Here is a 23,401-nt window from a genome sequence, read left to right on the forward strand (position 1 = left end):
GTTCTCCGATTCTCACACGACAACTGCTCTCTCAGTTGCACCTCGTCCAGGCGTAGCGCGGTCGACGCGGGTTCGCAGCATCGCCCGTACAGGATGTGTCCCACACACCACCGGCACTACCCGAGAGGAACGGAGGAAGCATGGACTTGGTCAGCGCCACCACTTCGGCGATCATCGGATTTGTTCTCCTGCTCGCCGGCATTCCCAAGCTGAACGACCACGACGGGGTCCTTCGTTCGGTGCGCGGATACAAAGTGTTGCCGGTGCGACTCGAAGTACCTATCGCTCGCATCCTTCCCGTCACGGAAACCGTCGTAGGCATCCTCCTGGTTCTCGGCGTGGCCCATCGCCTCGCCGCCTTGGTTGCTGCCGTCATGTTCGCGTCGTTCTTCACGGGCCTCACGATCAACCTCCTGCGTGGGCGACGCGATCTGGACTGCGGATGTTTTGCATTCGGAGTCGGCGGGATTCCGCGTATCGGATGGTTCCACGCCGTTCGCGCCGGAACACTCGCGGTGATCGCTGTGGCACTGTCGGTCACCGCCGGACAGGCTGAGATCGGCGTCCAGGTCGTGGCGGCGACCTTCGGATTCCTCCTCGTCCTGGCTGGAGTTGCTCTCGCACAGATTCGTTCGGTGGTCCACCTCGGACGACGCCCGGTCGACGACTACCTGTCGAGCGCCTCCATCCGCCTCCGAACCGCCGAAACCGCGTCCCGGTACGGCTCGTGAACTTACATCCCCACCACTGAAAACTCGAAGGCAGGACTACCACGATGACCACTTTCCTCCTTGTCGCGACAGTGATCCTGGTGATCGCCGTAGCCGTACTGTTCTTGATGGTTCTTGCTCTGGCTCGTGAAATCGGCCGCGTACAAGTACGTCTCGGACCTCTCGGTGCCCGGATGATGGATACCGGGCCCAAGGTCGAACAGGCCGGCCCGTCGTTTGCCGGTCTCATCGATCAGGAAGGACGGACCGTCGGAGTCGGTGGTCACCGCGACAAACCTCAACTCCTGCTGTTCACAGCACCGAGTTGCTCGACGTGCAAGAGCCTTCTTCCCGGCGTAAGGGCAATGGCCCGAGCCGAATCGGATCTCGACGTGATCATCATCTCCGACGGAACACCCGAAGAGCATCGCGAGTTCCTGGCCGGCAGCGGGATCGGTTCCGAGCTCAGTTACATCGACGCTCGAGACGTCGGTATCGCATACCAGGTGGGCACCACTCCGTACGGCGTGATTCTCGACGAGCACGGCAAGATCCGAGGAAAGGGCCTGTGCAATCACATGGCTCAGGTGGAAAGCCTCCTCAATGCGCTCGAATCCGGCACCCCCTCACTCCAGCACCTTCATGCCCAGGCGAAATCCGGCAGCGCGGCCTGATCTTCCTGCACAGTTCGATCCTCTTCACGAATCAGGAGAAAATCGTTGGACGACAATGAATTCCCGCAGCACAACATGACGGAGAATCGATATCCCGTCGACGAGGCGACAGTTCAGGCCCAGGCCGAATGGATGGCGGGCCAGGGCGGTTCGCTCACCAGCCGAACCGGACGTAAACTCTCCGAACGAGTTTCGCGGCGATCCATGATCAGTCGGATCGGCAAGTGGACCATGGGTGTGTCAGGAGTGGCACTGATCAGCACACTTCCCGTGACACGTAGTGCCTTCGCCCAAGAGCCCGAGGTTCCTGCGCCGGCACCTGGCCCCGAACCTCTTGTCCCTGTCTACGACGGTAAAGATCCGGCCGAGTGCGAGTACTGGCGCTGGTGCAACATGGACGGAACGTCCTGTGCCGCATGCAACGGCGGCGGTGTCACCACCTGTGCCCCCGGCAGCAAGCCCGGCGCAGAGTTCTGGGTCGGATGCTGCACCAACCCTGATACCGGCAAGACCTATCTGATCGCCTACTACGACTGCTGCGGTGCGCCTTCGTGTTCCAACGCATTCTGCGGCGAACCGGACATGCAGGCCGTGATGTACAACCCGGTCTCCGGAAGCTACGACCAGGAAATCATCTGGTGTGTCTCCGACGAGTCCCAGGCATACACCTGCACGATGGCGCCCATCATCGGTGAGGACTGCCAGACTCGACCGGCCGAGCGCCCCAGGGTCGGTGCCGGATCATGAGCAGTCCGCGAACCCGAAAACTGGCGCGACCCGCCGTTGCCGTCATCCCACTCACCGTCGTACTCGCGCTGGCCGGTTGCAGTTCGTCCGACAACGACGAACCCTCCAGCGCAGGTGATGTCACCTATCCGACAGTTCCGTTCACTGCACCGGGCGAGGGAATCTCCCTCGGTCACGACGACCAGGAAATCGGCGACACCATTCCCGAGCCGTTGCACGTCGGTTCGATCACCCCGATCGCAGCTGACCGCTTGCTGGGCGTCGAAGGTGGATTCGGCCAACTCGAGCTCAGCGTCAAGGTCATCGATCCGAAAACCGGTGTGGCCGAGAGCCGGATCACCGTCGGCCCGGGTATCTGGGATCCGGTCATTCACGGATTCGTCGGGGATTCCGCCGAGGATCCTGCGGTGCTCGCTGCCGAGGTGTGGCGGCCCCGAGGTTCCCGCGGCGCGGCAGATTTCACGGTCAGCACCTACTCCGGGAACCTACTGGAACCAGCCGAGGTCATGCTTCCGGACGTCGCACGCGTACATTCCCGTCCCGGCTCGAACGCCGTGACCTCCGACGGCAAGTTCTTCGTCACGTGGGACGACGGTTTGTACGGCATCAGAGTGGTCGACCTCGAGAAGAAGGAAGCGACCGGTGCACTCCAGATAGTCGGCTGCGGTCCGTTCACGTGGATGGTCGATCACGAGCTGTACAGCGTCTGCGAGGACACCCGGGAACTGCTGCACGTCACGATCGGTGACGACGGTGTTCCGAAGGAAACCGCCCGAAGCAAGGTCCTACCCGAGGATTTTGTCTCCACCCGCAAGGTCACGTGGGCATCGAAAGCGAATAAAGCCTTGCTGGTCAGTGAGAACGGCGATGTGTACGTCTTCGACTTCTCCAACGGACTACCTCAGGAAGGTGTCAAGCCGATCGGAAACGCCGGGCAGGACTCCGGTCGATTCTCGGAGAACGTCATCAACGCCGACGCAACCCGGCTCGCAATCGCGTACACGGACACGGCTATTCATCCGGACTCTGCTCGGGGAGGCTCACTGGTCAAGATCGACTTGTCCGATGCAACGACCTTCGCCCCGGTGAAGAGCTTGACGCTTGCAGACCTCGGCTTGACAGACATCAAGAGCATGACCTTTTCCGTCGACGGCGCCACGTTCTACGTGCTCGGTTCGGGACCTGAGGTCGAAGGCTCCGCTCCGCAGAAGATCGTGGGTTACAACGCGAGCACCGGCGAGCAGGTCAGTTCCGTCGATGTCTCGGGCAACGTCGGGGATGTCAGCGGGTTGATCACACCAGAAGTACTCCGATGAGTCGTCCCGGATCCGGTGTGGTGATGGGCCGGCGCCGCTTCCTGAGTTTGGGGGCACTCGGCGCCGGAGCACTCGGGCTCGGCGCAATGGGGACGATTGCCGGATGCAGTTCCACTGCAGCATCTCCGACGCCCACAACCGATCTCGACTACATCCTGCCCACCGACCCCGAAGTTGCCGCCGCAGAATCGGCGCGAGCCTGGAACGGGACCACCGCTGCGTTTGCCCTTGCCGCCGGATTCTCGACGGTAGATCTTGGCGGACGCCTCGTGGACACGTGGACGTACGGAGGCGCTGCGGTGGCTCCGGAACTTCGCCTGAAGTCCGGTGACCGGGTGAACGTCAGCGTCCAGAACGGCCTCGACGCCGAAACAACACTGCACTGGCACGGAATTCGAATCCGCAACGACATGGACGGCGCGGCACCCACCACGCAGGCACCCATCGGCGCCGGTTCGAGTTTCGAGTACAACTTCATCGCACCGGATCCGGGAACGTACTGGTACCACTCGCACAGCGGATTACAAGCCGATCGGGGGCTCTTCGGCGCCATGATCGTCGAGAACCCGAACGACATCACCGGGGCCGACATCGATGCCGTTCTGGTGCTCGACGACTGGCTCGACGGATTGGGTACCACACCGGATTCCGTCCTGATGGCCCTGAACCCGGCAATTTCGGGCGGGCACGGCGGACACGGCGGTGGGGCAACAACTCCGGCGGAACACTCGGAAGCCGACATGTCCGTCGCGCAACAGTTGGTGAGCGGCGGACACGGTTCTTCCGAACCACTCGGCGGGATGACTCAACACATCGCGTATCCACTGCACTTGATCAACGGGCGGCCACCCAACGATCCTGCTGTCGTGACTGCAGCGCCCGGTTCGACCCTGCGACTGCGAATCATCAACGCAGCCGCCGAAACTCCGTACCGGTTTGCTGTGGCCGGTCACGAGATGACAATTGTCGCTACCGATGGCTACGACGTGGAACCAACTCCCGCCGACACCATCATCGTCGGAATGGCGCAGCGCTACGACGTGCTGGTGACGGTGAAGTCGGGAACATGGCCGGTGGTGGCGAAGGTCGAGGGCCGAGATGGTTATGCGTCGACCGTCCTACGCAGCACCGACGCGTTGGCGCTGGCGAACCCGGATGTCGGCGGAAACCTCTCGGAACTGGCCGGCCGACTGGTCACCGAAAGCGAACTCCGGCCCACGGAATCCGCACGGCTCGAGACGAAATCGCCTGATCGCGACTACCGCATCGAGTTGATCCAGGCCGGCGATCGGTACGTCTGGGGAATGGCGGGGGCCGATGCAGGCAAGCTCGTCATGAAACAGGGCGAACGGGTCCGGATCACGATGAAGAACGCGTCCACGATGTGGCACCCCATGCACACCCACGGCCACACGTTTGCGGTACCGGATTACGGCGGACTTCGCCGCGACACCGTCAACGTCCTACCCGGCACCGAGCTTGCCATCGAGTTCGACGCCGACAATCCCGGCGAGTGGATGTTCCACTGCCACAACGCCTACCACTTCGAGGCCGGCATGACGGCAAATCTGCGTTACGTCCGCTGACAAGTCGAAGAATGGAGAGAACACCTCATGAAGAAACTCGTTCCCGCTTTCCTGGCCGCGTGCGCTGCCCTGAGCCTCACCGCCTGCAGTAGTGATGCCGGTGCGTCGTCGGACGAACCTGCAGTCGTGATCGAGGTGAAGAACATGGCGTACACACCGGCATCGGTCACCATCGAGAAGGGACAGACCGTCGAATGGAAGTTCGACGACAGCGGACTCCCCCACGACGTGGTCGGCAACGGTGATCTCGACGGGAAACTGAAGAGCGAGTTGCTCACCGAGGGAACCTTCTCGTACACGTTCGACGACGCCGGAACCTTCACCTACCACTGCACGCCCCACCCGATGATGGTGGGCACCGTGATCGTTCAATAGTGAGGAGGTGGATCGCCGGCTTCGGCCTCGCCGTCGCGGCGACGTGTGTCCCAGCTTGCGGCACAGAAGATCCCGTCCCCGACGTGGTGGTCGAGATCAGCAATGTTCAGTTCAGTCCGATGGACGTCACCGTGGAGCACGGCGGCACCGTCGAGTGGCGCTTCGACGACGGTGGACTCCTGCATCATGTGGAATCACCCGGCCTGTTCGACAGTGGTATCACCGGAGACGGAACGTTCCGGCACACGTTCGAGAGCGTCGGCGTCTACGAGTATTCGTGCTCCGTGCACCCGTACATGATCGGAGTCATCACAGTGCTGTGAACACTGGCTCATCACTTTTCGCTGCGACTTCGACTCGACACTTTTCCTGAACCACAAACACTTCGGAGGATCTGATGACTACTGTTCTCTCACACGGCCCACTGCAGACCGATGTCCCTGACATCCGGCCGACCCTTCAAGGCTCGGTCGGCACCGCGACCCGTGTCAGCCTCGTCGCGGCGGGCGCCGCTGCGGGTGCCGGCCTCGCACTCGTGGCCACGCCATCTGCGACAACAGCTTTGACCACAGCTGTTATCGGCGCCGGACTGGTTACGTCGCTGGCCGCGAACTGGTCGACCTGCGGAATGTCCGTCGCCGGAGTTGTTGCGGCGCCGAAGCAAGTCGATCGGAAGGGATCCTCGACTCCCGTCCGCCGACTCGGCTGGCACGCTCTGGGTTCGGTCACGACGGGAGCCGTCACCGGGGCATTGATCGGCGCTCTCGGTGCGGCGATGTCCGGGTACGTGCCGGTCGGCTGGGCGCTGGGCGTCTGGGCCGTCGTCGCGGTTGCATACGGGCTGCACGAGTTGGGTGCGGTGAGCATGCCGACTCCGATGCGGCGCCAACAGCTTCCGCGCCATCTACGCCGCACGATGGCGCCCTGGAAGGTCTCGCTGATCTTCGGCGCGATCATCGGTCCGGGATTTCTGATCTTCATCCGCTCGAGTGCGTACTACCTCCTGGCACTCGGCGTCATGGCTTCGGGTTCACCGGCTCTCGGGGCGGCGCTGTTCACGGTCGTATCCCTTGGCCGCTGCATGCCCAGCCTCGCGGCAATCGTGCACACCAAGCGCGGTGGCTCGATGCCGGGATTCCTCTCGATCATGTGCGTCGTGGACCGTCGCGTGCAGAGCGTTACCGGCGCGGCATTGATCGCGTTGGGAGCATTTGCCGCCGCAGCACTGATCTGACTGTCGAGCTAGCACCCTGTACCTCGAGTGAACACACGCTCCGACTCCCCGGAGCGTGTGTTCGCTCGACACGAACTGTGCTCACTCACACCGCGTCAGGGAATCGACAGCGCCACCTGGACCGAGTCCTCCGACGGCGACGTCACCTTTGCGTCCCGACTCCAGAGCATGTCCAGCGCTGCCTTGGGCTTGGCAAGAACCCACTCCCGCGCGGCGTTCTTGATCAGCGTCGGAGTTGCGCACCCGCAATCTCTGTTCACACCGTCTGCGTCGATGCCGACGTCTCGGCACAACGCAACAGCGCGGGGCACGTGATACCCCTGAGTGACGATCAACGCCTTGGTCACCCCATACGTATGTATGGCCCGGAAGCAGGTGTCGTAGGTGTCGAGGCCGTACGGATCCCCCACGATGCGACGCTCATCGATTCCCTGCTCCACCAGGTAGTTCGTCATCGCGGCGATCTCGTCACCCGAGCCGCCGTTCGCGTCGCCGGAGACCAGGACCGCTTTAGCCTTTCCCGCTTCCACCAGTTCTACTGCTGCGTCCAGCCGCCCTTTCAGGAAAGCCATCGGCTTGCCGTCCTTGATCTGCGCGCCCAGCACGATCACGACCGGAGCATCGGGAGCATCGGCGGCGTCCGACGTGTGGCCGGCCGACGCCACGGAAATCCACACGATCGAGCCTGCGTAGACAACCGCTCCGAGCACCGCAATGCCTGCGACCCAACGAGGCCACCGGCGCTTGCGCGGCGGTTTCACTGGATCTGCAGCGGCTTCGTCCATTCGTCGATCAAACCACACGGTTTCTTCACCGCTTAGGCGCTCGGTCGATCCTCCATCCCTCCGCGCCACTGCGCTCGGCCCACAAATCCGAGTACTTCCCACCTCGCGCGATCAGGTCTTCGTGGGAGCCGACCTCCTCCACCCCACCGTCTTCGAGGTAGACGATGCGATCTGCTCCCTCAATAGTCGACAGGCGATGAGCGATGATCACCACCGTTCGACCACGGGCCAATCGGTGAATTGCCTCGGTGATGGCGACTTCGTTCTCTCCGTCGAGGGCGGAAGTCGCTTCGTCGAGTAGAACTATCGGAGTGTCCTTGAGGAATGCCCGCGCAATCGAGACCCGCTGACGTTCACCGCCGGACAGCAGTGATCCGCCTTCACCTACCCTGGTCTCCTCGCCGCTCGGCAAACGGTCGATCACTTCGCCTAGTCTGGAATCCACCACTGCTTGACGGACCTCCGACTCGGTGGCATCCGGACGCGCCAACCGAATGTTCTCCAGGATGGTTCCGTCGAACAGGTAAACCTGCTGTGAGACAGTCGATATCCGAGACATCAATGCTCTCGTTCCGATCTCGCGAACATCGGCTCCCCCGATGGTTACCGCACCTTCGTCGACGTCCCAGAATCTGGAGATCAGCCGAACCAGAGTTGTCTTTCCGGAACCGGAAGGACCGACCAGAGCGGTGACCGAGCAGTCCGGGAATTCGAGACTCACGTTACGAATCACGCGATCCGGGCCGTAGCCGAAGGAGACCGAATCGAACCGAATATCATACGACGTAGGCTCTTTCGGCACCTCAGGTTCCGCCAGCACCGGTACATCGATCATCTCTCGGACAGATCCGAGCGACACCCGGGCCAGTGAGATACCTTCACCGAATCCTGCGAGCATCTGCATCGGCTCCACGAACCTCACGGCCAACACGAGAACAACGATCACGCTTGCTGTGTCGATGGACCCGGTGGTGACCAGCAGTGCCGCCAGAACCAGGACGGTGAGAAAGGCAACCTGAACGACGATCATGAAGCGCAGCAGATACTTGTCGACCGATCCGATTTCCTGCAGGTGTGCGTCCCGGTTGGACACAAGAGCTTCGTCCAACCGGGTCCAGCCTTCGCCGCTCTTACCGGCCGAACGTAGAACTTGCTGCGCCTGTGCATATTCGACGACGCGCGATGCCAACTCGGATTCGCTCTTGCCGATCGCCTCGTATTCGGGAACAACCGCACGCTGCACGTTGCGGTAAGCCCGAATCCCCAGTGGAACGAAGACGACCATCGCGAGGGATAGTCGCCAGTCCACAAACAATACAGCGATCGCCACTGTCGCTGGAGTCACCGTGACGGTGACGAGTTGCGCGATGATCATTCCCGGGATGCTCATCAAGATAGCCGTGCCCTCGGTGACCAGGCGAGTGAACGCTCCACGGTTTGCCTTGCTGAACCACCCGAGCGGAACCTGCACCAAGTGCTCACCGAGGCGATGCATGATTCCACCGGCAAAACCCTCGATTCCGATGCGGTACGCCCGATTCTCGGCGATCCACCGTACGGCGCCACAGGCCACCGCCACGAGAGCAGCCGTGACAACCCACGGCACTGCGGCGTCGTAATCGCCGCGAACCACCGCTTTCGGGATCGGAATCATCAGTGCAAAGACGACACCCTCGAGTATCCCAGCGAGGGTGAAACCTGCTATCTGACCTCGCATCCCATTGCCGCGCCCGAGGATTTCGTCCAGGTCGCGAATCATTGCAGCGCCTTTCGCGGAGAGATGTCTTCGACGAGGGGGTTCTGGAGCGCCCACATCCGCGCGTAGGTTCCGCCGAGCGCCGACAACTGTTCGTGCGTACCGTTTTCCACGATCCGTCCGGCGTCGAGAACGAGTATCTGATCTGCGTATCGGACGGTGTGCAGTCGATGAGCGATCACCATCAGGGTGCCGCCGTCTGCACTGATCTCGCCCAGTGCGCGTTGAACGGCCGATTCACTGTGGGGATCGGCCTGCGAAGTCGCCTCGTCCAGGATGACGATCGGCGGGTTCTGAAGGATGGCGCGGGCGATCGTCAGGCGTTGCTTCTCCCCACCCGACAGCTCACCGCCCGAACCACCACCGATCTCGGTGTCATACCCGTCCGGCAGTCGCATGATCACGTCGTGAATCTGCGCCCGCCTCGCCGCTGTCTCCACTTCCAGATCCGTTGCATCCGGTCGACCGAGCCGAATATTCTCGCGCACGCTGTCCCGCAGGAGCACAACATCTTGGAAGACGATGGCCATTGATCTCAAGAGTTCGCGACTGGACTGATCTCGTAAATCACTTCCGCCCAGTCGAATAGACCCGTCCGTGACGTCCCAGAACCGCGGAAGTAGACGCGCCAAAGTGGTCTTTCCGGAGCCGGAGGGGCCAACGATCGCGGTCACGGTGCCCGGTTGCATCTCGAAGGAGATGTTCTCGAGGACGCGCTGCCCAATGGTGTATTCGAAGCCGACGCTGTCGAATTCGACCAAAGTGCTGCGAGCAGGCACTGCATCCTGAGGTTCGGCCAGCTCTGGTTCGCCGAGGATGCTCTCGACGTGAGTCGCTCCCAGTTGGCCTTCGCGGTAGAGGTTGGCCATCGTTCCCATGTGCAGAACCGACGACGGAACACCGATTCCGACGACCAGAAAGGCAACAAGAGCTACCGGGGTAATCCAACCCCCGGACAACATTGCAGTTCCCGTCGCCGTGATGACCACGATGAGTACCGCCGGTGAGAGGAGGATCGACATCGCGACCACCGGCCTTCCCATCCCCGACATCCATCGCACGCACACCGCAACCATCGAATCGACAGCGCTCGAGTAGCGCGCGAATGCGCGACTCCCACTCCCGTACGTCTTGACAACCTCGATACCGTCGCCCAGTTCTACTGTCGCAGAGGTCAATGTCGACATTGCAAGATTCCAGGAGTCGACGTTCGTTCGATAGGCTCTGCGCATCGACGGCGCGGCGAGAGCGAGACACACTCCGATGTAGCCGACCAGGACCAGGCTGAACTTCCAGTCCATCGCCACCAGATAGATCAGGGCCACTATCGGCGACAGTATCGCTGGTACCACGTCGGCGGGAAGGTGAGCGACGAGAAGATGCATCCGCTTCACGTCGTCCGTCATCGCCTGCTTCACTTCACCGGTGCCACCATTTGCAAACCACCCCAGAGGAACTCGGGACAGATGCCGAGCGATACGCGAGCGGATCGAGTATTTGAAATGCGCGTCGGCGGTGTGACAGACGGTCAGTGCTGCGTTGTAGACGACAAAACCGAGAATTGTGCCCGCTGCACCGATTGCGGCCCACATCCAGACCAGGTTCAACGACGAGCCGGTCAGGAGCACCCGCGCGATCTCGACCACCGCAACGTAGGGCAGGAATCGCAACGGCACCGACAGTGCCGACAGACCCGCCCCTAGGAGGAGTTGATTTCTCACCGGCGCGATCATCCTGCCCAAAGCGTCTCGGTCGACGAGTCCAGGCGAGTCTTCCGGGGCTGCGGACTCGTTCACTTTCATTGCCGCACTCACTCTTCGACGATGATCGTGCCGGTCATGTTCGGATGTGGTGTGCACGTGTAGGTGAACGTTCCGGCTTTGTCGAAGGTCTGACTGTAGGTTCCGCTTCCTTGGAGATCGCTCTTGATCCCCAACTCGGCGAACACGACATCGTGCGGCATTCCCTGGTCCTCGAAAATCCACGTGACGGTCTGTCCTGTGTGCACGGTGACGGAGTTCGGTGTGTACGCAAGGTTTTTCACCGAGATCTCGACCGGCGCTTGCTCGGTAGATCCCGTCGAATCGTTGCCGCACGACGTCAGTGTGAATACCGCTGCAACAGCGATCAATGTGGTCAATCCGGTGCGAACTGACATTCTGCTCTCCTCATCGAACGTAGTTGAGGTCGGCAGTCATCCCGGCCTCGAAGTGGTACGCGTTGTGACATTTAAACATCCACCGTCCTGGATTGTCGGCGTCGAAGTCGATCGCCATTTGTGTACGCGGAAGTACGATCACGGTGTCTCGGCGAAGCCCGCCGTAGGAGGGAACCGAGAAGGTGTGCCCATGGGTGTGCATCGGGTGCCACATGTCGGTGTCGTTGTTCATGACGATTCGTATTCGCTCGCCCTGCTTCATTCTCAACCGACCTGCATCGGCGCCCGCCATTCCCCAGAGGTATCGATCGCCGGCCTGAATGAGATCCACCGAATACGCACGATCCGGTGCCCTCTGCTCCAGCGCTCCTGACGGGCGAAGCTCCGATTCCAGAACGAGCCGACCGCCGGAACCTGACAGCACTGCAGGCGAAGTCAGGTCGACGACCGCTACCGAATCCGGCGTCCGAAGCAGGCACGCGACGCCACCTGACTTCCCTTCCACCTTCGCGGCGATGGGCCACGAGCCGGACTGCACCGTCACCAATACGTCGTATCGCTGCGCGGGTGCGATCAGAATCTCGTCTCCGGCTGTGTAGGCAACGTCCTGCCCGTCAGCACTGACAACGGTCATCTCGTGCCCGGCGACCGAGAAACGGTACGGAGTCTCCGCCCCGGCATTGATCACCCGCAATCGAAGCCGAGTTCCGGCCGTCGCACTGACGACGAAGGGATCTTCCACAGGCCGTCCGTTGATCAGATGCAGTGGATACGTGATGTGCGTTGCCATTCCACCGAGCGCCTTGGAATTTCCGTGACCACTGCCGAGAAGTCCTGCGGCAGAATCAATCTCTGCACCATCGACTTCCGGTGGAGTGCCGCCGTGCCCGTGGTGTCCTCCCTGCACGTCCGGTGACAATGCGCGAAGCACTGCATCCGGGGTTGTTCCCAGCCCGTCGAGCCAGTCGTCGATCACGATGACGACGTCCTCGTCGGCTCCGGTCCGGTCGTTCGGGTCCTCGACCACGAGTGCACCGAATAACCCTCGATCGGCCTGCAAGCCTGAATGGGAGTGGTACCAATATGTTCCGTGATCCGGGGCCACGAAGTCGTAGGTGAACTCGGCACCTGGTTGGATTCGTTCCTGGGTGACCGGCGGGACGCCGTCCATGTCGTTGCGGATCGCAATGCCGTGCCAGTGCACCGAGGTCTCCGTCGGAAGGTCGTTCTGCAAAAGAACGTTGAGCCGGTCTCCCTTGGAGATTCGAAGCTCCGGGCCAACTGCTTCCGCACCGTACGACCATGTGTCGACCTCTCTGGCGCCCAGACTCACCCGAGCCGGTGCAGCTGTCAGATTCCGTTCGACTGTGCGCCCGCTATGAAATCTCGCCTGTTCGGCAGCACGAACTTCGTCGTCGAACGGTGAAATCTCAGAACTGGATTCGTTCGCCGAACCACGGCTGCACGCACTCAATGCCACAGAACCCAAAGCCGCAGAACCCACAGCCGCAGAGCCGAGCGTCACCGCTCCCCATCGCAGAGCCAGGCGCCGACTCAACGCACTCGAACTCATGCCGTCAGCGCCGTGAATTCCTGATAGCGCGTCGCGGCAACATCTTCGGTTCCGGTGCCGGTCAGATTGCCGGCAGCCATGGCATCCATGTCCTCGATCATCCAGAAGGTGGCGAAGGGATGAGTGGCAAGCCACATGTCTCCGTTGACCTTGGCCACTCGGTTCTCCTGCACCGCTGAAAGACTCGAGAATCCGGGAACACCGGCAACCTTGCCGAACTCGTACACGCCCTCGTCGAACACGGCTATGATCCGAGCATCCTGCGCCGGGATCGCCTCGTCGGACAGGGGCGCATACGGCAGTCCTCCAGCGGCATTCGATCGCTGGGATTCCGGACGCCCGAAGCCGCTCTCCGCCAACAACAACGACGGCGGCGCCTGCTCGGTGGTGGTGGCAAGGATTCCAGAACTGCTCATCAGCACCGACACGGTGTTCGCTTCACCACCGGACCGAGCAGAGACGTCAGCGATCTTGCCCTCCAAGGCGACAGTCAGCTTGTCGGCAACCGACTGACGATCAAAAGCGCGTCCGAAGAAGGCAAGATTCTCACGCCACGGAGTGGTGACGGCTGGGACCGGCACTGTGGGGACGGTCGACGCGAGGGAGTCGTAGTAGCTCCGATCGCCCATCGACGTGAAGATGACCAGTCCGGGATCCTGTGCGAGTACCTGCTCGATCGGGGGTGCACCGAGCGGCGGCACCGTGACCACCTCGGTACCAGCTGACGCCAAGATGTCCTGGCCGATCTCCGATCCCCACGACGTGAAGACCACGTCAGGGGTGATGCCGACGGCAAGGAGACCGAGTGCGGCGTATTCGTCGAGGGAAACAATTCGCCCGAGGTCGCCCGGAACCGACGTTTCACCGAATTCATGGGACACAACACGCGTTCCCTCGGCAGGTTCCGTCGTCGGTCCCGCCTCACTCGAGCTACAGGCGGCCGCAGTCAGGGCAACGACACTGACCAGCAGCGAAGCACCCAGCCTCGATAGGTAACCGGGTCGCGTTTTCAACTTCATGGTGTCCTTCAGCTTCGAAAAATCGGGGGCTTCGCATAAATCCGAGCACTGCTCGGATTTGGCAAGTAAACCTCACCTAAGTTCATCCGTCAATCGCTTGCGTCGACTACGCGACGCGATCCGACGCCACTAAGCTCGGTCGGACCATGACTGCGCCATCACCTGACAAGAAGTCCGCCGCGAAATCACAGCGCCGCCGGAGTTACAACACCGGGATCACTGCGGACGCGGTGCTGACCGTGGCGTTCGGGCTCAGTCGCGAGCACGGAGTCGAGGGCTGGTCGCTGCGGCAGCTGCTCGGCGAACTCGATACGTCGTTCTCCGTCGTCTATCGACTCGTCGGAGATCGGGACACACTCTCGGCTGCGGTGGTCGACAGTGCGGTGTCGGCCGTGAACGTTCCATCCGCACAAGAAGATTGGCGTCAATGGCTGACACATCTGCTCTTGCAGATGCGAGAGGCATTGATCGAGTGTCCAGGTGCGGCGCAGTGGCTGCTGATGAACGGAGTTGCCACCCAGCGCAGCCGGGAACTCATGGAGGCCGGATTGGCATCGCTGATCGACGCCGGGTTCGGGGAAGAAGCCGCTCAGGCTTACACCGTCGCCTTCACCTCGACAATCACACTGATCGCCATGAACGACGCCAGGCGCATTCCCAGCGGACAGCCTTCACCCGATCACAGCGCGATGCTGGAACGACTGAGTAACGACGGACCCTCAGATCCTCGTTCATCGATGGAGACACTGATCGGGAAGTTCGCCGGTCCACCGGATGCTGCGGAAGCCACACGGGCAGAACACTATCGCTACACACTCGACCGTGTCCTCGACGGCCTCGAGGCGCGGCTGAACGCAATCAAGGAGTCACAGAAATGACCGAGGGTTGCTGTCGCAGTTGTGCGACAGCAACCCTCGGATGAGTTGGATTCTCGATATGTCTAACGGAACAGGTTCGCGACGAACGGAATCGTGTCAGCCTGTGATTCGACCAAAGCGCCGCTGTGATCGGTGTTGTAGGTCTTGAACGTGACCGGTTCACCGTTGGCGACCAACGCTGCAACCAGCGAAAGTGCAGACGGTGCAGGGACATCCACGTCGAGCAAGCCCTGGCCGATGAAGATGGGGCGATCGTATCCACTGGTCGGTACACCCATGTAATCGTTCAGCAGACCCTGGAAGTTCGGGATCTGACTGAGCGGGCGGGAGAAGATGTCACCGAGGACCAGATCCTTGGATGCCTCGTCCAGGTCTGCGGCGCAGAGCTTTTCGGCCGAGTCGACCTTTTCCCTTCCCAAGTCGTTCAGGTAGGAATTCAAGTCGATCTCGGGGTGCGCTTCCCGCAAGCCCGCGAGGATGTAGAGCGCGTACGACGTCAATCCGCCGCCGAGGGCGATGGGAGGGAAGCCCGGACCGGCAGGCAGGAGGGTCAACTCGATGTTGGCCGGCACTCCGGTACCCACCCCGCCGCGATAGTCGAGCGAATCCCCTCCATACTCGGTTGCGTAGCGGGCCGTCGTGATGGCCGCACCGCCGCCCTGCGACTGCCCGACCACTGCCCAACGATTCGAGATCGAGGAGTCGATGACCCGTGCCGCCTTGACCGAGTCGACTACGCTGTGCGCCTCCACCTTTCCGTCGAGGTACGGCATCAGCCCTGGTGTACCCAGACCGACGTAGTCGGTGGCGACGACGGCGTAGCCCTCGGAGAGCCAACGCCCCAGGTAGGGGTAGTCACGCTCGGGCAGGCCAGGACCGACCAGCGAAGGGGCACAGGAATCGTCGAGTCCCGTGGTGCCGTGCGCCCAGGCGATGACGGGCCACCCGCCTTCCGGTGCCGGACCGGCCGGGACGTAGTACGCGCCACTGCTCAGCGCAGGCCCGCCGTTGGAACCGATGGTCCAGTACGTGAATCGCTTGGCGTCGGCGGTACCCGGAATCCACAGATCTTTCGGTAGCGGCTCACTCGACACCACAGTGCCAGTGGCTTGCGACGCGCTCGGTGCCTGTGCGGACGCGATGGGCGCAGCAACGGCGGAGCCGATCGTTGCAGCACAGAGGGCTGCGATGGATATGCGGGCAAACGACTTCGACTGGAATTTCACGTCTGACGACTCCGGTTCGTGCGGTGGGCGACCTCGTTGGACGTTATCGTAGATTTTGTTTAACCGATCGGTCAAGCAAAATCTTGCAGCTTCGTGAAACGTATATGTCGAGATTCCGGCCCCAACTCCGACCTAGCATCGAACCGCACGAAAAAACAGTAGGAGGATGTGTCCATGGCACACGTACAGCGTTTCGACCACATCGGCATCACCGTCGCGGACCTCGAATCAGCGACGGCATTCTTCGTCGGTCTGGGTCTCGAGGTGGAGGGCACCGGATCCGTGGAGGGTGAGTTCGTGGAAACCGTCTGCGGTATCCCTGGAGCCAAGTGCGAAATCGCCATGCTGCGCCCGCCGGGCGAAGGATCACGGCTCGAGCTCTCGTCCTTCGTCACGCCCGAGCACGTACCCGGATCGCCTGCTCCGATGGCCAACGAGATCGGGATACGCAACGTGTCTTTCGAGGTGGGCGATCTCCAGGTTGCGGTCGACGCGGTGGCTGCGGACGGTTACGGACTCATCGGCGGGATCGGCGAGTACGAGAACAGCGTGCGCATGGCCTACGTCCGGGGGCCTGAAGGGATCATCGTGTCCCTGTTCGAGCAGATCGCCTGAAGCGTCACGGCATTCGGAGCGTCAGATCGCCTTCCAGGAGCCGGCCAGAGCGCCCATCGCAGCCGCGAATTCGGCGAACGCCGCGTCGATTCTGACGCGGTCACCGGTGGTCACCAGATCGAGCGTCAACCCGCGAATCTGCGCCAACACGATCGTCGCGTAGCGATCAGCGCGATCGGGTGGACATCCGTGCGCGAGCGCAGCTTCCGCCAAACCACCCAACCAGTCCCCCACCACATGGTCGAGAAACTCGCGATACCGCTCCGGATGCAACAACGCCTGTCCGTAGATCTCGAACATCAAGCGAAAGTTCGGCAACGATTCCGCTGATGTGCGCCCATTCCAGTAACTCGTCAACATCTCGACGATGTCGGTCCCGGAAGAGATGTCGAGAGAAGAGCTGTCTCGCAGGGTGGCAACTACTTCAGTGAGCAGTTGTTCCTTCGAACCGAAATGATGGATGAGTGTCGCATGACTGATCCCCAGATCCTTGGCCAATGGCCGCATGGACAGTTCACCGACGCCGTTCGCCGTGACGTACGCGGTTACCTGCTCGAGCAATTCGGCACGGCGATGCTGGTAACGCAGTTTCCGGCCGTCGACCGGCGTGCTGTCCTCCACCTGCAGGAGCCTACGCAGTACCGGAAACACAGCAGTACCGGAAACACGGCAGTACCGGTTACACGGTGACGTGGTGGCGATCCGATCGACTGATCGTCACAGCGGCGACGACAACACCGATCACCACGCCGATGAGAGTGTCCGCGACGCGAGCCACTGCCGCTTCGGTCCCGATCGGAGCACTGAAACCGATGAGGAGCAGTGCCATCGGGGTGACGGCCAGTGATGTCAGTGCATAGTTCTTGATCACGAGCAGCTCAGCAGCAGTCTGCAGAATCACGACCACGGCAACCGCTTGCCAGTAGCCGAGCGTCAATGCGATGAGAGCAGCAGCGACGACGGCGCCACCGACATTTCCCACCAACCGCTGAATCCCACGCTGGACGGTCTGCTTGTAGTTCAGCCCCTGCATCGCGGCGATGGCACCCATCGACGCCCAGAGCGGATGCTCCAACCCGGCTCCCGCCGCGAGCCAACCGGCCAGAGCCGACGCTGCCACGATGCGGAGAGCATTCATCCGCACCGGGCGCGAATACAGCCGATTCAATCCTTCGAGAAAATAGCCTTCGGGCGCGGCCAGGTTCTTTGCCGGTGCGAGATCGTGTTCGATCATGCTGGAACGCTTGAGCTTCCGAAGCTCCTTCTCGTGCCGAGCAATGCTGCGAATCAGGGTGGCGTCGCCGTGCAACTGCCACTCCTGAACTGCCGCTTCTGCTTCGTCGAGCACCGCCACCAGTTCGCGTCCGTGATCGACGGTCGACTTGATCCGGCCACTCGACGCAATAACCAAGCGGGCGTTGGCAATCGATCCGAGCGCCGGTTCCACTCCGCCTGCGCCGGACTGTTCGAGACGCCCCACCGCAGAAACTGCACGGGCAACTGCCAGGCGGGCAGGTCCCATCGGCAGTACGAGCGCTGGGAGCATCGCGGCCGCCCAACCGACCAGAACTCCGAGCGCACCGGCAGTGACCAACCGCGCCAAATCATCAACGCTGGAGGCATATCCGGCTGCACCGGTCGCCGCGAAGACGAGGATGACGGGCCCTGGTCCGGTGATCCGGAAGCCCGACATGAAGCAGTACGACGCACCCGCAAGCAAAGAGAGGATGCCGATCTGCAACCACATCGGAACGCCCGCGACACCCATGGCGCCGCCGAAGGCAATCGAAACCACCAGTGCAGCACCCACCATTGCCAGCTTGCCGGCCAACCGTGGATACGGCTCGTACCTGCCGAACGCGGCGCACAGCGCGCCCAAGGCCGCGAAGCCGGCCAATTCCCGATGCCCGAGCAGTCCGCCGACCACGAGGACTACGGCGGTGGCGAGCCCGACCCTGATCGCGGGGGCGATGGTCGCGTCGGCAGATCCGACGCGAAAAGCCGCTCGCCACGTCGCCCCGGAGACGGTATGTGCAATGGCTTCACTCGAATGAGTGAGACGGCTGGGCGTCCTGGCTGCGGTTTCGGTTCGGCTCACCCAATCAGCATACATTTATTTCACTAGTAAATTACTTGTGAAGTAATGTGAATTCTGTCGCTAAGATAGGGACATGGGCGCGGCGAACAGATCCGAAGACGACTTCATCGACAAAGTCCGTCGCGAATGGAAGCGCGCCTACCCCGAGTTCGACACTGCTCCCGTCGAGGTGATGGGCCGGATCGCCCGCATCAACGCGCAGTCTCTTCACCAGCTCGACCGCGCACTGGCGTCCAGCGGGGTCTCTCGCGCCGAATTCGACGTGATGAGTGCACTTGCTCGCAGTGACCGTCCCCTGCGGGCGAGCGAAGTCACCGCCGTCACGATGGTCAGCGGCGCCGCCACCACAAAACACGCAGACCGCCTGGCCAAGCTGGGCTTTGTCGAGCGTCAGCGCTTCGAACACGACGGACGAGTGGTTCTGCTTCAACTCACCGATGCCGGTCGCGCATTGGTCGAGGCAGAGTTTCCCCGACGCGTCGAGCGAGACCGTCAAGTACTCACCGGACTCGACGAGGACGAACGTGCCCAACTGACGGCACTGCTCAAACGCATCTCACTCAACATCGACTCGGGGATCTGGGACTGACCTACTTCGGCAGCGGCACGTTCTGCAAACGCACCTGACCGCGCGCCACCTCTTTGCCCGATTCCGGATCGGTGATGACCACCGACCACAACTGCTGAACCCGGCCCTGCTGTATCGGCACAGCCACGACGTCCACGCGCCCACCCGTACGCGCCCGCAGGAAATCCGTTCCGTTGTGCACTCCGACGGCAAATTCGCCACGGTCCGCCACTGCAGTGCTGGCCCCGATGCTCGCGGCGGACTCGACGGCGGTCGTGTAGACACCGCCGTGGACTACGCCCCACGGCGTGTGATGCTCCTCGGACAGATCGATGTGCCCGACAACCTTCGTGCCGGACACCTCGTCCAGTTGCAATCCGGCAGCGCTGACAAATCCGCTTGCTGCCTCGAGATTCAATTCCGTCATGACGACCCCTCATCTGCTCCGTTGGATTTCTCGACCTACCTTCCGCCCTCGAATACATGCCGTCAAGTGCTAAGTTGGAATTCCCAACTAACATTTCCAACTAACAGGGGCCCAGAGATGACGGCGACAAAAGGACGCAACTGCTCCATCGCCAACGCCTTGGAGGTCGTCGGCGAGAAGTGGTCACTGTTGGTGCTCAGAGAAATCGCCCTCGGGCAACGACGGTTCGACGAGATCGCCGCGGGCACGGGTGCGAGCCGCGACATCCTCGCCGCGCGTCTACGCACCCTTGTCGACGCCGACGTCCTCGCGAAGCGACGCTACGAAGACCATCCACCGCGCTACGAATACGTCGCCACCGAATCAGGGAAGGCGCTCTATCCCATTCTGATGGCGCTCATGGAATGGGGGGACGCCTTTGCGACGACGGGTCCACCGCCAACCGTCGTCGAACACCGTTGCGGTGAGATCCTGCACGCCCAAGTTGTGTGCGCGCACTGCAAAGAGCCGCTGGCCGCCAAAGACGCGCATGTAGTCGAACTCTCGCCGCCTGCTCGATAGCGTCAGCGTCCGGGCGGAAACCCGCCTGTTGCGATCGGACCCCAGGAGTCGACGGTGACGCGGATCAGGCTCTTACCCTGCTTGCGCATGGCTTCGCGGTACTCGTCCCAGTCGGGATGATCACCGGCGATGGATCGGTAGTAGTCGACCAACGGTTCCACCGAGTCCGGGAGGTCGATCAACTCCGCGGTTCCGTTCACCTGGACGTACGGGCCGTTCCACTCGTCGGAGTGGACACACAGAGACACCGCCGGGGTGCGGCGGACATTCGCGGCCTTGGCCCGTTCCGGGTACGTGGAGATGACGATCCGACCCTCGTCGTCGACCCCGCACGTCACCGGAGAGATCTGCAACTCGCCGGATTTCTTCACCGTGACGAACGTGGCCCGATGGCGCGGCCTGATGAACTCGAGGAGTTCGGCAAACGACACACGATCTGCGCTGGCGATCTTGGACATGACCTCAGCCTAATTCGATTTACGAACTGACGCTCAGGGCATCTCGATGGTCTGAGCACGTGCGATTTCGCCGATTGCACGAATGATGTACGCGCTCTGAGCTTTCTTCACTCCGGTCGACAAACTCCCGATGACCAGAACCGCCGAACGCAGGTACGCGCCGTGCCCGATACGGAACGAATCGTCTTCCAGATCCGAGATCCCGAGCGCCCCGGTGTAGACCGCAGCGAGCGCCTGCACGTCCAGATCCGGCAGCCACACGATCGTGGACTTGGCGCAGGCGGTGAGCGCATCCTGCACGTCCTCGCTGGACAAGCCGTCCGGATGCGTGTCCTCGAGCAATTCGCGCACGATCGCCGCGTGAACCGAGCTGACCTGCTCGAAAGAGAGCCCGCGCAGTTCCTCGACAGCCACGAGTAGTCCGTCACGATTTGCCGCCCGCACCGCGGCGAGTGCGTCGGCCGTGGCATCGGCGATGTCACGGGCGACCTTCGGCCAATGCGTCGGCCAGCTCTGTTCTGGCGTCCGCTGTTCTGGCGTCATCGTGGTATCTCCTCGGTCCTCGTGTTCATGCGGAAGCCTTCCACATCCCACCGACAGGCCAGGCGATCCGTCAGCGCAGCCGCTCCAACAAGGACATTGCGTTGTGCGGCGCAAAGCCTTTCATGTCGTTGTCGAAGTAGACGTACACGTCGAGGCCCTCGTCCATCCAATCCCGAAAGCGCTTGGACCACTTGTCCAGAGCTTCGTCGGTGTACCCACTCGCATACAGTTCCTTGTCCCCGTGCATCCGCACATAGACAAAATCGGCAGTAGGAGTGGTGATGCGGGGATACCTGCCGGCTGTGTCTGCGACGACAAAACCGATGGAGTGCTCGCGCATCAGGTCCACGGCTTCGTCGGTCTCGAAGCTGGCGTGCCGCGCTTCCACCGCGTAGCGAATCGGCACGTCCCTCTCGGTCTGGGCGAACACTCGGTCTTCGGTGAGTTTGTCGTCGTGCTGTGCTGCCAGATCGGCTGCAGCCTGCGTGGTACGGGGAAGACCGTCGAAGAAGTCGGCCAATCGCTGCGATTCGAACTGCAGCGTCGGAGGTAGTTGCCACAGAATCGGCCCGAGCTTGGGGCCGAGGGCGAGCGTTCCGGCGGCAAAGAAGTTGGCGAGTCCGTCACGGGCGTCGAGCAGCCGTTTCATGTGTGTGATGTACCGGCCGCCCTTGATCGCGAACACAAAATCTTCGGGAGTTTCGCTGCGCCATTTGGTGTAGCTTTCCGGCTTCTGCAGCGCGTAGAACGAGCCGTTGATCTCAATCGACGTCAATCTCTCTGCGGCATAAGACAATTCTTTGCGGTGAGCAAGACCTTTCGGATAGAAATCTCCGCGCCACGCGGGATACGTCCACCCGGAGATACCTACCCGAATATCTGCCATCGATTCAGACTAAGCGGCACTCGAGCGTTTTGGCACTCCGTGTTTCAAACTCCGGCGCTGAGCGCGACGGATACCGGTACGACGGTCAGGCACACCACCGCACCGATGAACAACGCGATCACGAGGCGACGGTCCCACTTTCCGCGTGCACCACTGGCAGCGAGCATGAAGATCACAAAACCTACACACACGGACACGATAGTCACGATCACCGGAGTTCCAACCATGCCGTGATTGTCCCCTACCCATTGCCACCGAGCGCCCTACGGGTACACGATCGAAGTACCCATCCCGAGCTAGGAGTGGAAATGCCGAAATACCTCTGGCAAGTGACGTACTCACCCTCCGGCGCCGCCGGTCTGCAGCAGGAGGGAGGCACTGCGCGGCGCGACGCGATAACGCGAATGGTCGAAAGCATCGGTGGCACTGTCGAATCCTGCCACTTCGCACTGGGCGGTCACGACATGTTCGTGATCGGCAACCTGCCGGACGACGTCGCGGCAGCCGCATTGAGCATTCGCACGGCTGCGGCAGGTGCAGCACGCTCGGAGTCGATCACACTGCTCACGCCGGAGCAGATCGACGAGGCAGTCAAGCGACCGACCGACTACCGCGCGCCGGGCAAATGACGACGGAAGGAATAGATCCCGGCAGCAGCCGAGTTGCACCCGCTGTGACGGAGACTACGAAAACACCTGACCTGGGAACCTACGGAATCTGGCGAGGAGCGGCTGGTTTGCCGCCCGAGCTGGGAACTGCGATCGAGAAACTCGGTTTCGGCACCATCTGGATCGGCGGCTCCCCACGCGCCGATCTACGGATCGCCGAGAAACTTCTCGACGCGACCGAGCACATCACCGTGGCAACCGGAATCGTCAACATCTGGTCCTCACCTGCGGCTGAGGTGGCGGAGTCCTATCACCGACTCGAAGCCGCGCACCCGGGGCGATTCCTGCTCGGCGTAGGCGTCGGACATCCGGAGGCTACCGGCGACTACACCAAGCCGTACGCCTCGCTCGTGTCGTACCTCGACGAACTCGACGCGGCCCAGGTCCCGGAAGCGCGGCGCGTCCTCGCCGCACTGGGGCCGAAGGTGTTGAAACTGTCCGCCGCTCGCGCCGCCGGCGCGCATCCGTACCTGACCACCCCCGAACACACGGCCGAAGCTCGCGAAATCCTCGGCCCTTCGAAGATCCTGGCCCCCGAGC

At 62.0% G+C, this 23,401-nt stretch carries 28 protein-coding genes; 14 read left to right on the forward strand and 14 right to left on the reverse strand.

Annotated elements, in window-relative coordinates; translation table 11 throughout:
* Positions 1–140: 140 nt before the first annotated feature.
* The 8 genes from QRN54_RS14010 (at position 141) to QRN54_RS14045 (ending at position 6,642) form a co-directional block, all read left to right on the forward strand.
* Positions 141–731, forward strand: a complete 591-nt coding sequence (locus tag QRN54_RS14010) for a MauE/DoxX family redox-associated membrane protein (RefSeq protein ID WP_285182210.1) — start codon at positions 141–143, stop codon at positions 729–731.
* Positions 732–775: 44 nt separating this feature from the next.
* On the forward strand, positions 776–1,384 hold the full coding sequence (locus tag QRN54_RS14015) for a redoxin domain-containing protein (protein ID WP_019745575.1): 609 nt from the start codon (positions 776–778) through the stop codon (positions 1,382–1,384).
* Between the two features lie 75 nt (positions 1,385–1,459).
* Positions 1,460–2,131, forward strand: coding sequence for a methylamine dehydrogenase light chain (locus QRN54_RS14020; RefSeq protein ID WP_285182248.1), 672 nt, complete (start codon positions 1,460–1,462; stop codon positions 2,129–2,131).
* Positions 2,128–3,447 (forward strand): hypothetical protein, encoded by a 1,320-nt coding sequence (locus tag QRN54_RS14025; RefSeq protein WP_285182211.1) that lies wholly within the window; start codon positions 2,128–2,130, stop codon positions 3,445–3,447. Before QRN54_RS14020 ends, QRN54_RS14025 begins: the two co-directional genes overlap by 4 nt.
* Positions 3,444–5,033, forward strand: coding sequence for a multicopper oxidase family protein (locus QRN54_RS14030; RefSeq protein WP_065351486.1), 1,590 nt, complete (start codon positions 3,444–3,446; stop codon positions 5,031–5,033). The genes QRN54_RS14025 and QRN54_RS14030 overlap by 4 nt, the downstream gene beginning before the upstream one ends.
* A 27-nt stretch (positions 5,034–5,060) precedes the next feature.
* Complete coding sequence (locus QRN54_RS14035; protein ID WP_003940240.1) at positions 5,061–5,408, forward strand: plastocyanin/azurin family copper-binding protein; 348 nt, start codon at positions 5,061–5,063, stop codon at positions 5,406–5,408.
* Positions 5,408–5,731 carry a cupredoxin domain-containing protein gene (locus QRN54_RS14040; RefSeq protein WP_080712742.1) on the forward strand — a complete coding sequence of 108 codons (324 nt, stop codon included), beginning with the start codon at positions 5,408–5,410 and terminating at the stop codon, positions 5,729–5,731. The genes QRN54_RS14035 and QRN54_RS14040 overlap by 1 nt, the downstream gene beginning before the upstream one ends.
* A gap of 74 nt (positions 5,732–5,805) precedes the next feature.
* The gene (locus tag QRN54_RS14045; RefSeq protein ID WP_042447112.1) at positions 5,806–6,642 is read left to right on the forward strand and encodes a hypothetical protein; all 837 of its coding nucleotides are present in this window, start codon (positions 5,806–5,808) and stop codon (positions 6,640–6,642) included.
* 95 nt (positions 6,643–6,737) lie between these two features.
* Here QRN54_RS14045 and QRN54_RS14050 read toward each other — a convergent pair whose 3' ends face one another.
* Genes QRN54_RS14050 through QRN54_RS14075 form a run of 6 tightly spaced genes read right to left on the reverse strand, consistent with a single transcriptional unit; the run spans position 6,738 to position 13,933 of the window.
* Positions 6,738–7,427: a SanA/YdcF family protein gene (locus QRN54_RS14050; protein ID WP_285182212.1), complete on the reverse strand. Its 690-nt coding sequence runs from the start codon at positions 7,425–7,427 to the stop codon at positions 6,738–6,740.
* 25 nt (positions 7,428–7,452) lie between these two features.
* Positions 7,453–9,186 carry an ABC transporter ATP-binding protein gene (locus tag QRN54_RS14055; protein WP_285182214.1) on the reverse strand — a complete coding sequence of 578 codons (1,734 nt, stop codon included), beginning with the start codon at positions 9,184–9,186 and terminating at the stop codon, positions 7,453–7,455.
* Positions 9,183–10,997 carry an ABC transporter ATP-binding protein gene (locus QRN54_RS14060; RefSeq protein ID WP_225320158.1) on the reverse strand — a complete coding sequence of 605 codons (1,815 nt, stop codon included), beginning with the start codon at positions 10,995–10,997 and terminating at the stop codon, positions 9,183–9,185. The genes QRN54_RS14055 and QRN54_RS14060 overlap by 4 nt, the downstream gene beginning before the upstream one ends.
* A complete protein-coding gene (locus QRN54_RS14065) occupies positions 10,994–11,341 on the reverse strand; it encodes a plastocyanin/azurin family copper-binding protein (protein ID WP_003940254.1) in 348 nt (115 codons plus the stop codon). Before QRN54_RS14065 ends, QRN54_RS14060 begins: the two co-directional genes overlap by 4 nt.
* Before the next feature lie 10 nt (positions 11,342–11,351).
* Positions 11,352–12,914 carry a multicopper oxidase family protein gene (locus QRN54_RS14070; RefSeq protein WP_285182216.1) on the reverse strand — a complete coding sequence of 521 codons (1,563 nt, stop codon included), beginning with the start codon at positions 12,912–12,914 and terminating at the stop codon, positions 11,352–11,354.
* Entirely contained in the window at positions 12,911–13,933 is a 1,023-nt protein-coding gene (locus tag QRN54_RS14075) for an ABC transporter substrate-binding protein (protein ID WP_064112404.1), read from the reverse strand. Before QRN54_RS14075 ends, QRN54_RS14070 begins: the two co-directional genes overlap by 4 nt.
* A gap of 146 nt (positions 13,934–14,079) precedes the next feature.
* Here QRN54_RS14075 and QRN54_RS14080 point away from each other — a divergent pair, with 146 nt between their 5' ends.
* On the forward strand, positions 14,080–14,811 hold the full coding sequence (locus QRN54_RS14080) for a TetR/AcrR family transcriptional regulator (RefSeq protein WP_285182217.1): 732 nt from the start codon (positions 14,080–14,082) through the stop codon (positions 14,809–14,811).
* Between the two features lie 62 nt (positions 14,812–14,873).
* Here the strand turns inward: QRN54_RS14080 and QRN54_RS14085 are convergent, their stop codons facing one another.
* Positions 14,874–16,037 (reverse strand): alpha/beta hydrolase family protein, encoded by a 1,164-nt coding sequence (locus QRN54_RS14085; protein ID WP_007729711.1) that lies wholly within the window; start codon positions 16,035–16,037, stop codon positions 14,874–14,876.
* A gap of 174 nt (positions 16,038–16,211) precedes the next feature.
* Here QRN54_RS14085 and QRN54_RS14090 point away from each other — a divergent pair, with 174 nt between their 5' ends.
* Complete coding sequence (locus QRN54_RS14090; RefSeq protein WP_007729713.1) at positions 16,212–16,652, forward strand: VOC family protein; 441 nt, start codon at positions 16,212–16,214, stop codon at positions 16,650–16,652.
* A 21-nt stretch (positions 16,653–16,673) separates the two neighbouring features.
* On the opposite strand, the gene QRN54_RS14095 is transcribed toward QRN54_RS14090, so the two are convergent.
* Both QRN54_RS14095 and QRN54_RS14100 read right to left on the reverse strand, forming a co-directional pair.
* A complete protein-coding gene (locus QRN54_RS14095; RefSeq protein WP_285182218.1) occupies positions 16,674–17,273 on the reverse strand; it encodes a TetR/AcrR family transcriptional regulator in 600 nt (199 codons plus the stop codon).
* 58 nt (positions 17,274–17,331) lie between these two features.
* Positions 17,332–18,765, reverse strand: coding sequence for an FUSC family protein (locus QRN54_RS14100; protein ID WP_058038280.1), 1,434 nt, complete (start codon positions 18,763–18,765; stop codon positions 17,332–17,334).
* A gap of 58 nt (positions 18,766–18,823) precedes the next feature.
* Between QRN54_RS14100 and QRN54_RS14105 the strand changes: the two genes are divergently transcribed.
* Complete coding sequence (locus tag QRN54_RS14105; RefSeq protein ID WP_003940222.1) at positions 18,824–19,339, forward strand: MarR family winged helix-turn-helix transcriptional regulator; 516 nt, start codon at positions 18,824–18,826, stop codon at positions 19,337–19,339.
* 1 nt (position 19,340) lies between these two features.
* Here the strand turns inward: QRN54_RS14105 and QRN54_RS14110 are convergent, their stop codons facing one another.
* Positions 19,341–19,745, reverse strand: a complete 405-nt coding sequence (locus QRN54_RS14110; protein WP_003940256.1) for a PaaI family thioesterase — start codon at positions 19,743–19,745, stop codon at positions 19,341–19,343.
* Positions 19,746–19,862: 117 nt separating this feature from the next.
* Between QRN54_RS14110 and QRN54_RS14115 the strand changes: the two genes are divergently transcribed.
* Positions 19,863–20,306 carry a winged helix-turn-helix transcriptional regulator gene (locus QRN54_RS14115; RefSeq protein WP_030536494.1) on the forward strand — a complete coding sequence of 148 codons (444 nt, stop codon included), beginning with the start codon at positions 19,863–19,865 and terminating at the stop codon, positions 20,304–20,306.
* Positions 20,307–20,308: 2 nt separating this feature from the next.
* Here QRN54_RS14115 and QRN54_RS14120 read toward each other — a convergent pair whose 3' ends face one another.
* The 4 genes from QRN54_RS14120 to QRN54_RS14135 all read right to left on the reverse strand — a co-directional run bounded on the left by QRN54_RS14120 (position 20,309) and on the right by QRN54_RS14135 (position 22,420).
* Positions 20,309–20,764 (reverse strand): PPOX class F420-dependent oxidoreductase, encoded by a 456-nt coding sequence (locus tag QRN54_RS14120; protein WP_058038281.1) that lies wholly within the window; start codon positions 20,762–20,764, stop codon positions 20,309–20,311.
* A gap of 33 nt (positions 20,765–20,797) precedes the next feature.
* Positions 20,798–21,307, reverse strand: a complete 510-nt coding sequence (locus QRN54_RS14125) for a hypothetical protein (RefSeq protein ID WP_030536492.1) — start codon at positions 21,305–21,307, stop codon at positions 20,798–20,800.
* Between the two features lie 70 nt (positions 21,308–21,377).
* Positions 21,378–22,193, reverse strand: coding sequence for a DUF72 domain-containing protein (locus QRN54_RS14130; RefSeq protein WP_030536491.1), 816 nt, complete (start codon positions 22,191–22,193; stop codon positions 21,378–21,380).
* Between the two features lie 44 nt (positions 22,194–22,237).
* Positions 22,238–22,420, reverse strand: coding sequence for a hypothetical protein (locus QRN54_RS14135; protein WP_003940600.1), 183 nt, complete (start codon positions 22,418–22,420; stop codon positions 22,238–22,240).
* 81 nt (positions 22,421–22,501) lie between these two features.
* Between QRN54_RS14135 and QRN54_RS14140 the strand changes: the two genes are divergently transcribed.
* A complete protein-coding gene (locus tag QRN54_RS14140; RefSeq protein WP_007729728.1) occupies positions 22,502–22,822 on the forward strand; it encodes a GYD domain-containing protein in 321 nt (106 codons plus the stop codon).
* Between the two features lie 44 nt (positions 22,823–22,866).
* Positions 22,867–23,401, forward strand: a 535-nt coding sequence (locus QRN54_RS14145) for a TIGR03620 family F420-dependent LLM class oxidoreductase (RefSeq protein ID WP_285182223.1), incomplete at its 3' end; no start/stop codon positions are given.

Source organism: Rhodococcus sp. MEB032 (assembly GCF_030208925.1).
In the GTDB taxonomy this organism is placed as follows: Bacteria; Actinomycetota; Actinomycetes; order Mycobacteriales; family Mycobacteriaceae; genus Rhodococcus_F; species Rhodococcus_F qingshengii.

Coding starts and splice junctions, on each gene's coding strand:
- QRN54_RS14050 (WP_285182212.1), bottom strand. CDS start 7,427: ATGGACGAAGCCGCTGCAGATCCAGTGAAACCGCCGCGCAAGCGCCGG.
- QRN54_RS14070 (WP_285182216.1), bottom strand. CDS start 12,914: ATGAGTTCGAGTGCGTTGAGTCGGCGCCTGGCTCTGCGATGGGGAGCG.
- QRN54_RS14100 (WP_058038280.1), bottom strand. CDS start 18,765: ATGTATGCTGATTGGGTGAGCCGAACCGAAACCGCAGCCAGGACGCCC.
- QRN54_RS14080 (WP_285182217.1), top strand. CDS start 14,080: ATGACTGCGCCATCACCTGACAAGAAGTCCGCCGCGAAATCACAGCGC.
- QRN54_RS14010 (WP_285182210.1), top strand. CDS start 141: ATGGACTTGGTCAGCGCCACCACTTCGGCGATCATCGGATTTGTTCTC.
- QRN54_RS14130 (WP_030536491.1), bottom strand. CDS start 22,193: ATGGCAGATATTCGGGTAGGTATCTCCGGGTGGACGTATCCCGCGTGG.
- QRN54_RS14090 (WP_007729713.1), top strand. CDS start 16,212: ATGGCACACGTACAGCGTTTCGACCACATCGGCATCACCGTCGCGGAC.
- QRN54_RS14055 (WP_285182214.1), bottom strand. CDS start 9,186: ATGATTCGCGACCTGGACGAAATCCTCGGGCGCGGCAATGGGATGCGA.
- QRN54_RS14115 (WP_030536494.1), top strand. CDS start 19,863: ATGACGGCGACAAAAGGACGCAACTGCTCCATCGCCAACGCCTTGGAG.
- QRN54_RS14135 (WP_003940600.1), bottom strand. CDS start 22,420: ATGGTTGGAACTCCGGTGATCGTGACTATCGTGTCCGTGTGTGTAGGT.
- QRN54_RS14105 (WP_003940222.1), top strand. CDS start 18,824: ATGGGCGCGGCGAACAGATCCGAAGACGACTTCATCGACAAAGTCCGT.
- QRN54_RS14025 (WP_285182211.1), top strand. CDS start 2,128: ATGAGCAGTCCGCGAACCCGAAAACTGGCGCGACCCGCCGTTGCCGTC.
- QRN54_RS14035 (WP_003940240.1), top strand. CDS start 5,061: ATGAAGAAACTCGTTCCCGCTTTCCTGGCCGCGTGCGCTGCCCTGAGC.
- QRN54_RS14030 (WP_065351486.1), top strand. CDS start 3,444: ATGAGTCGTCCCGGATCCGGTGTGGTGATGGGCCGGCGCCGCTTCCTG.
- QRN54_RS14020 (WP_285182248.1), top strand. CDS start 1,460: ATGACGGAGAATCGATATCCCGTCGACGAGGCGACAGTTCAGGCCCAG.
- QRN54_RS14065 (WP_003940254.1), bottom strand. CDS start 11,341: ATGTCAGTTCGCACCGGATTGACCACATTGATCGCTGTTGCAGCGGTA.
- QRN54_RS14120 (WP_058038281.1), bottom strand. CDS start 20,764: ATGTCCAAGATCGCCAGCGCAGATCGTGTGTCGTTTGCCGAACTCCTC.
- QRN54_RS14125 (WP_030536492.1), bottom strand. CDS start 21,307: ATGACGCCAGAACAGCGGACGCCAGAACAGAGCTGGCCGACGCATTGG.
- QRN54_RS14140 (WP_007729728.1), top strand. CDS start 22,502: ATGCCGAAATACCTCTGGCAAGTGACGTACTCACCCTCCGGCGCCGCC.
- QRN54_RS14110 (WP_003940256.1), bottom strand. CDS start 19,745: ATGACGGAATTGAATCTCGAGGCAGCAAGCGGATTTGTCAGCGCTGCC.
- QRN54_RS14075 (WP_064112404.1), bottom strand. CDS start 13,933: ATGAAGTTGAAAACGCGACCCGGTTACCTATCGAGGCTGGGTGCTTCG.
- QRN54_RS14015 (WP_019745575.1), top strand. CDS start 776: ATGACCACTTTCCTCCTTGTCGCGACAGTGATCCTGGTGATCGCCGTA.
- QRN54_RS14045 (WP_042447112.1), top strand. CDS start 5,806: ATGACTACTGTTCTCTCACACGGCCCACTGCAGACCGATGTCCCTGAC.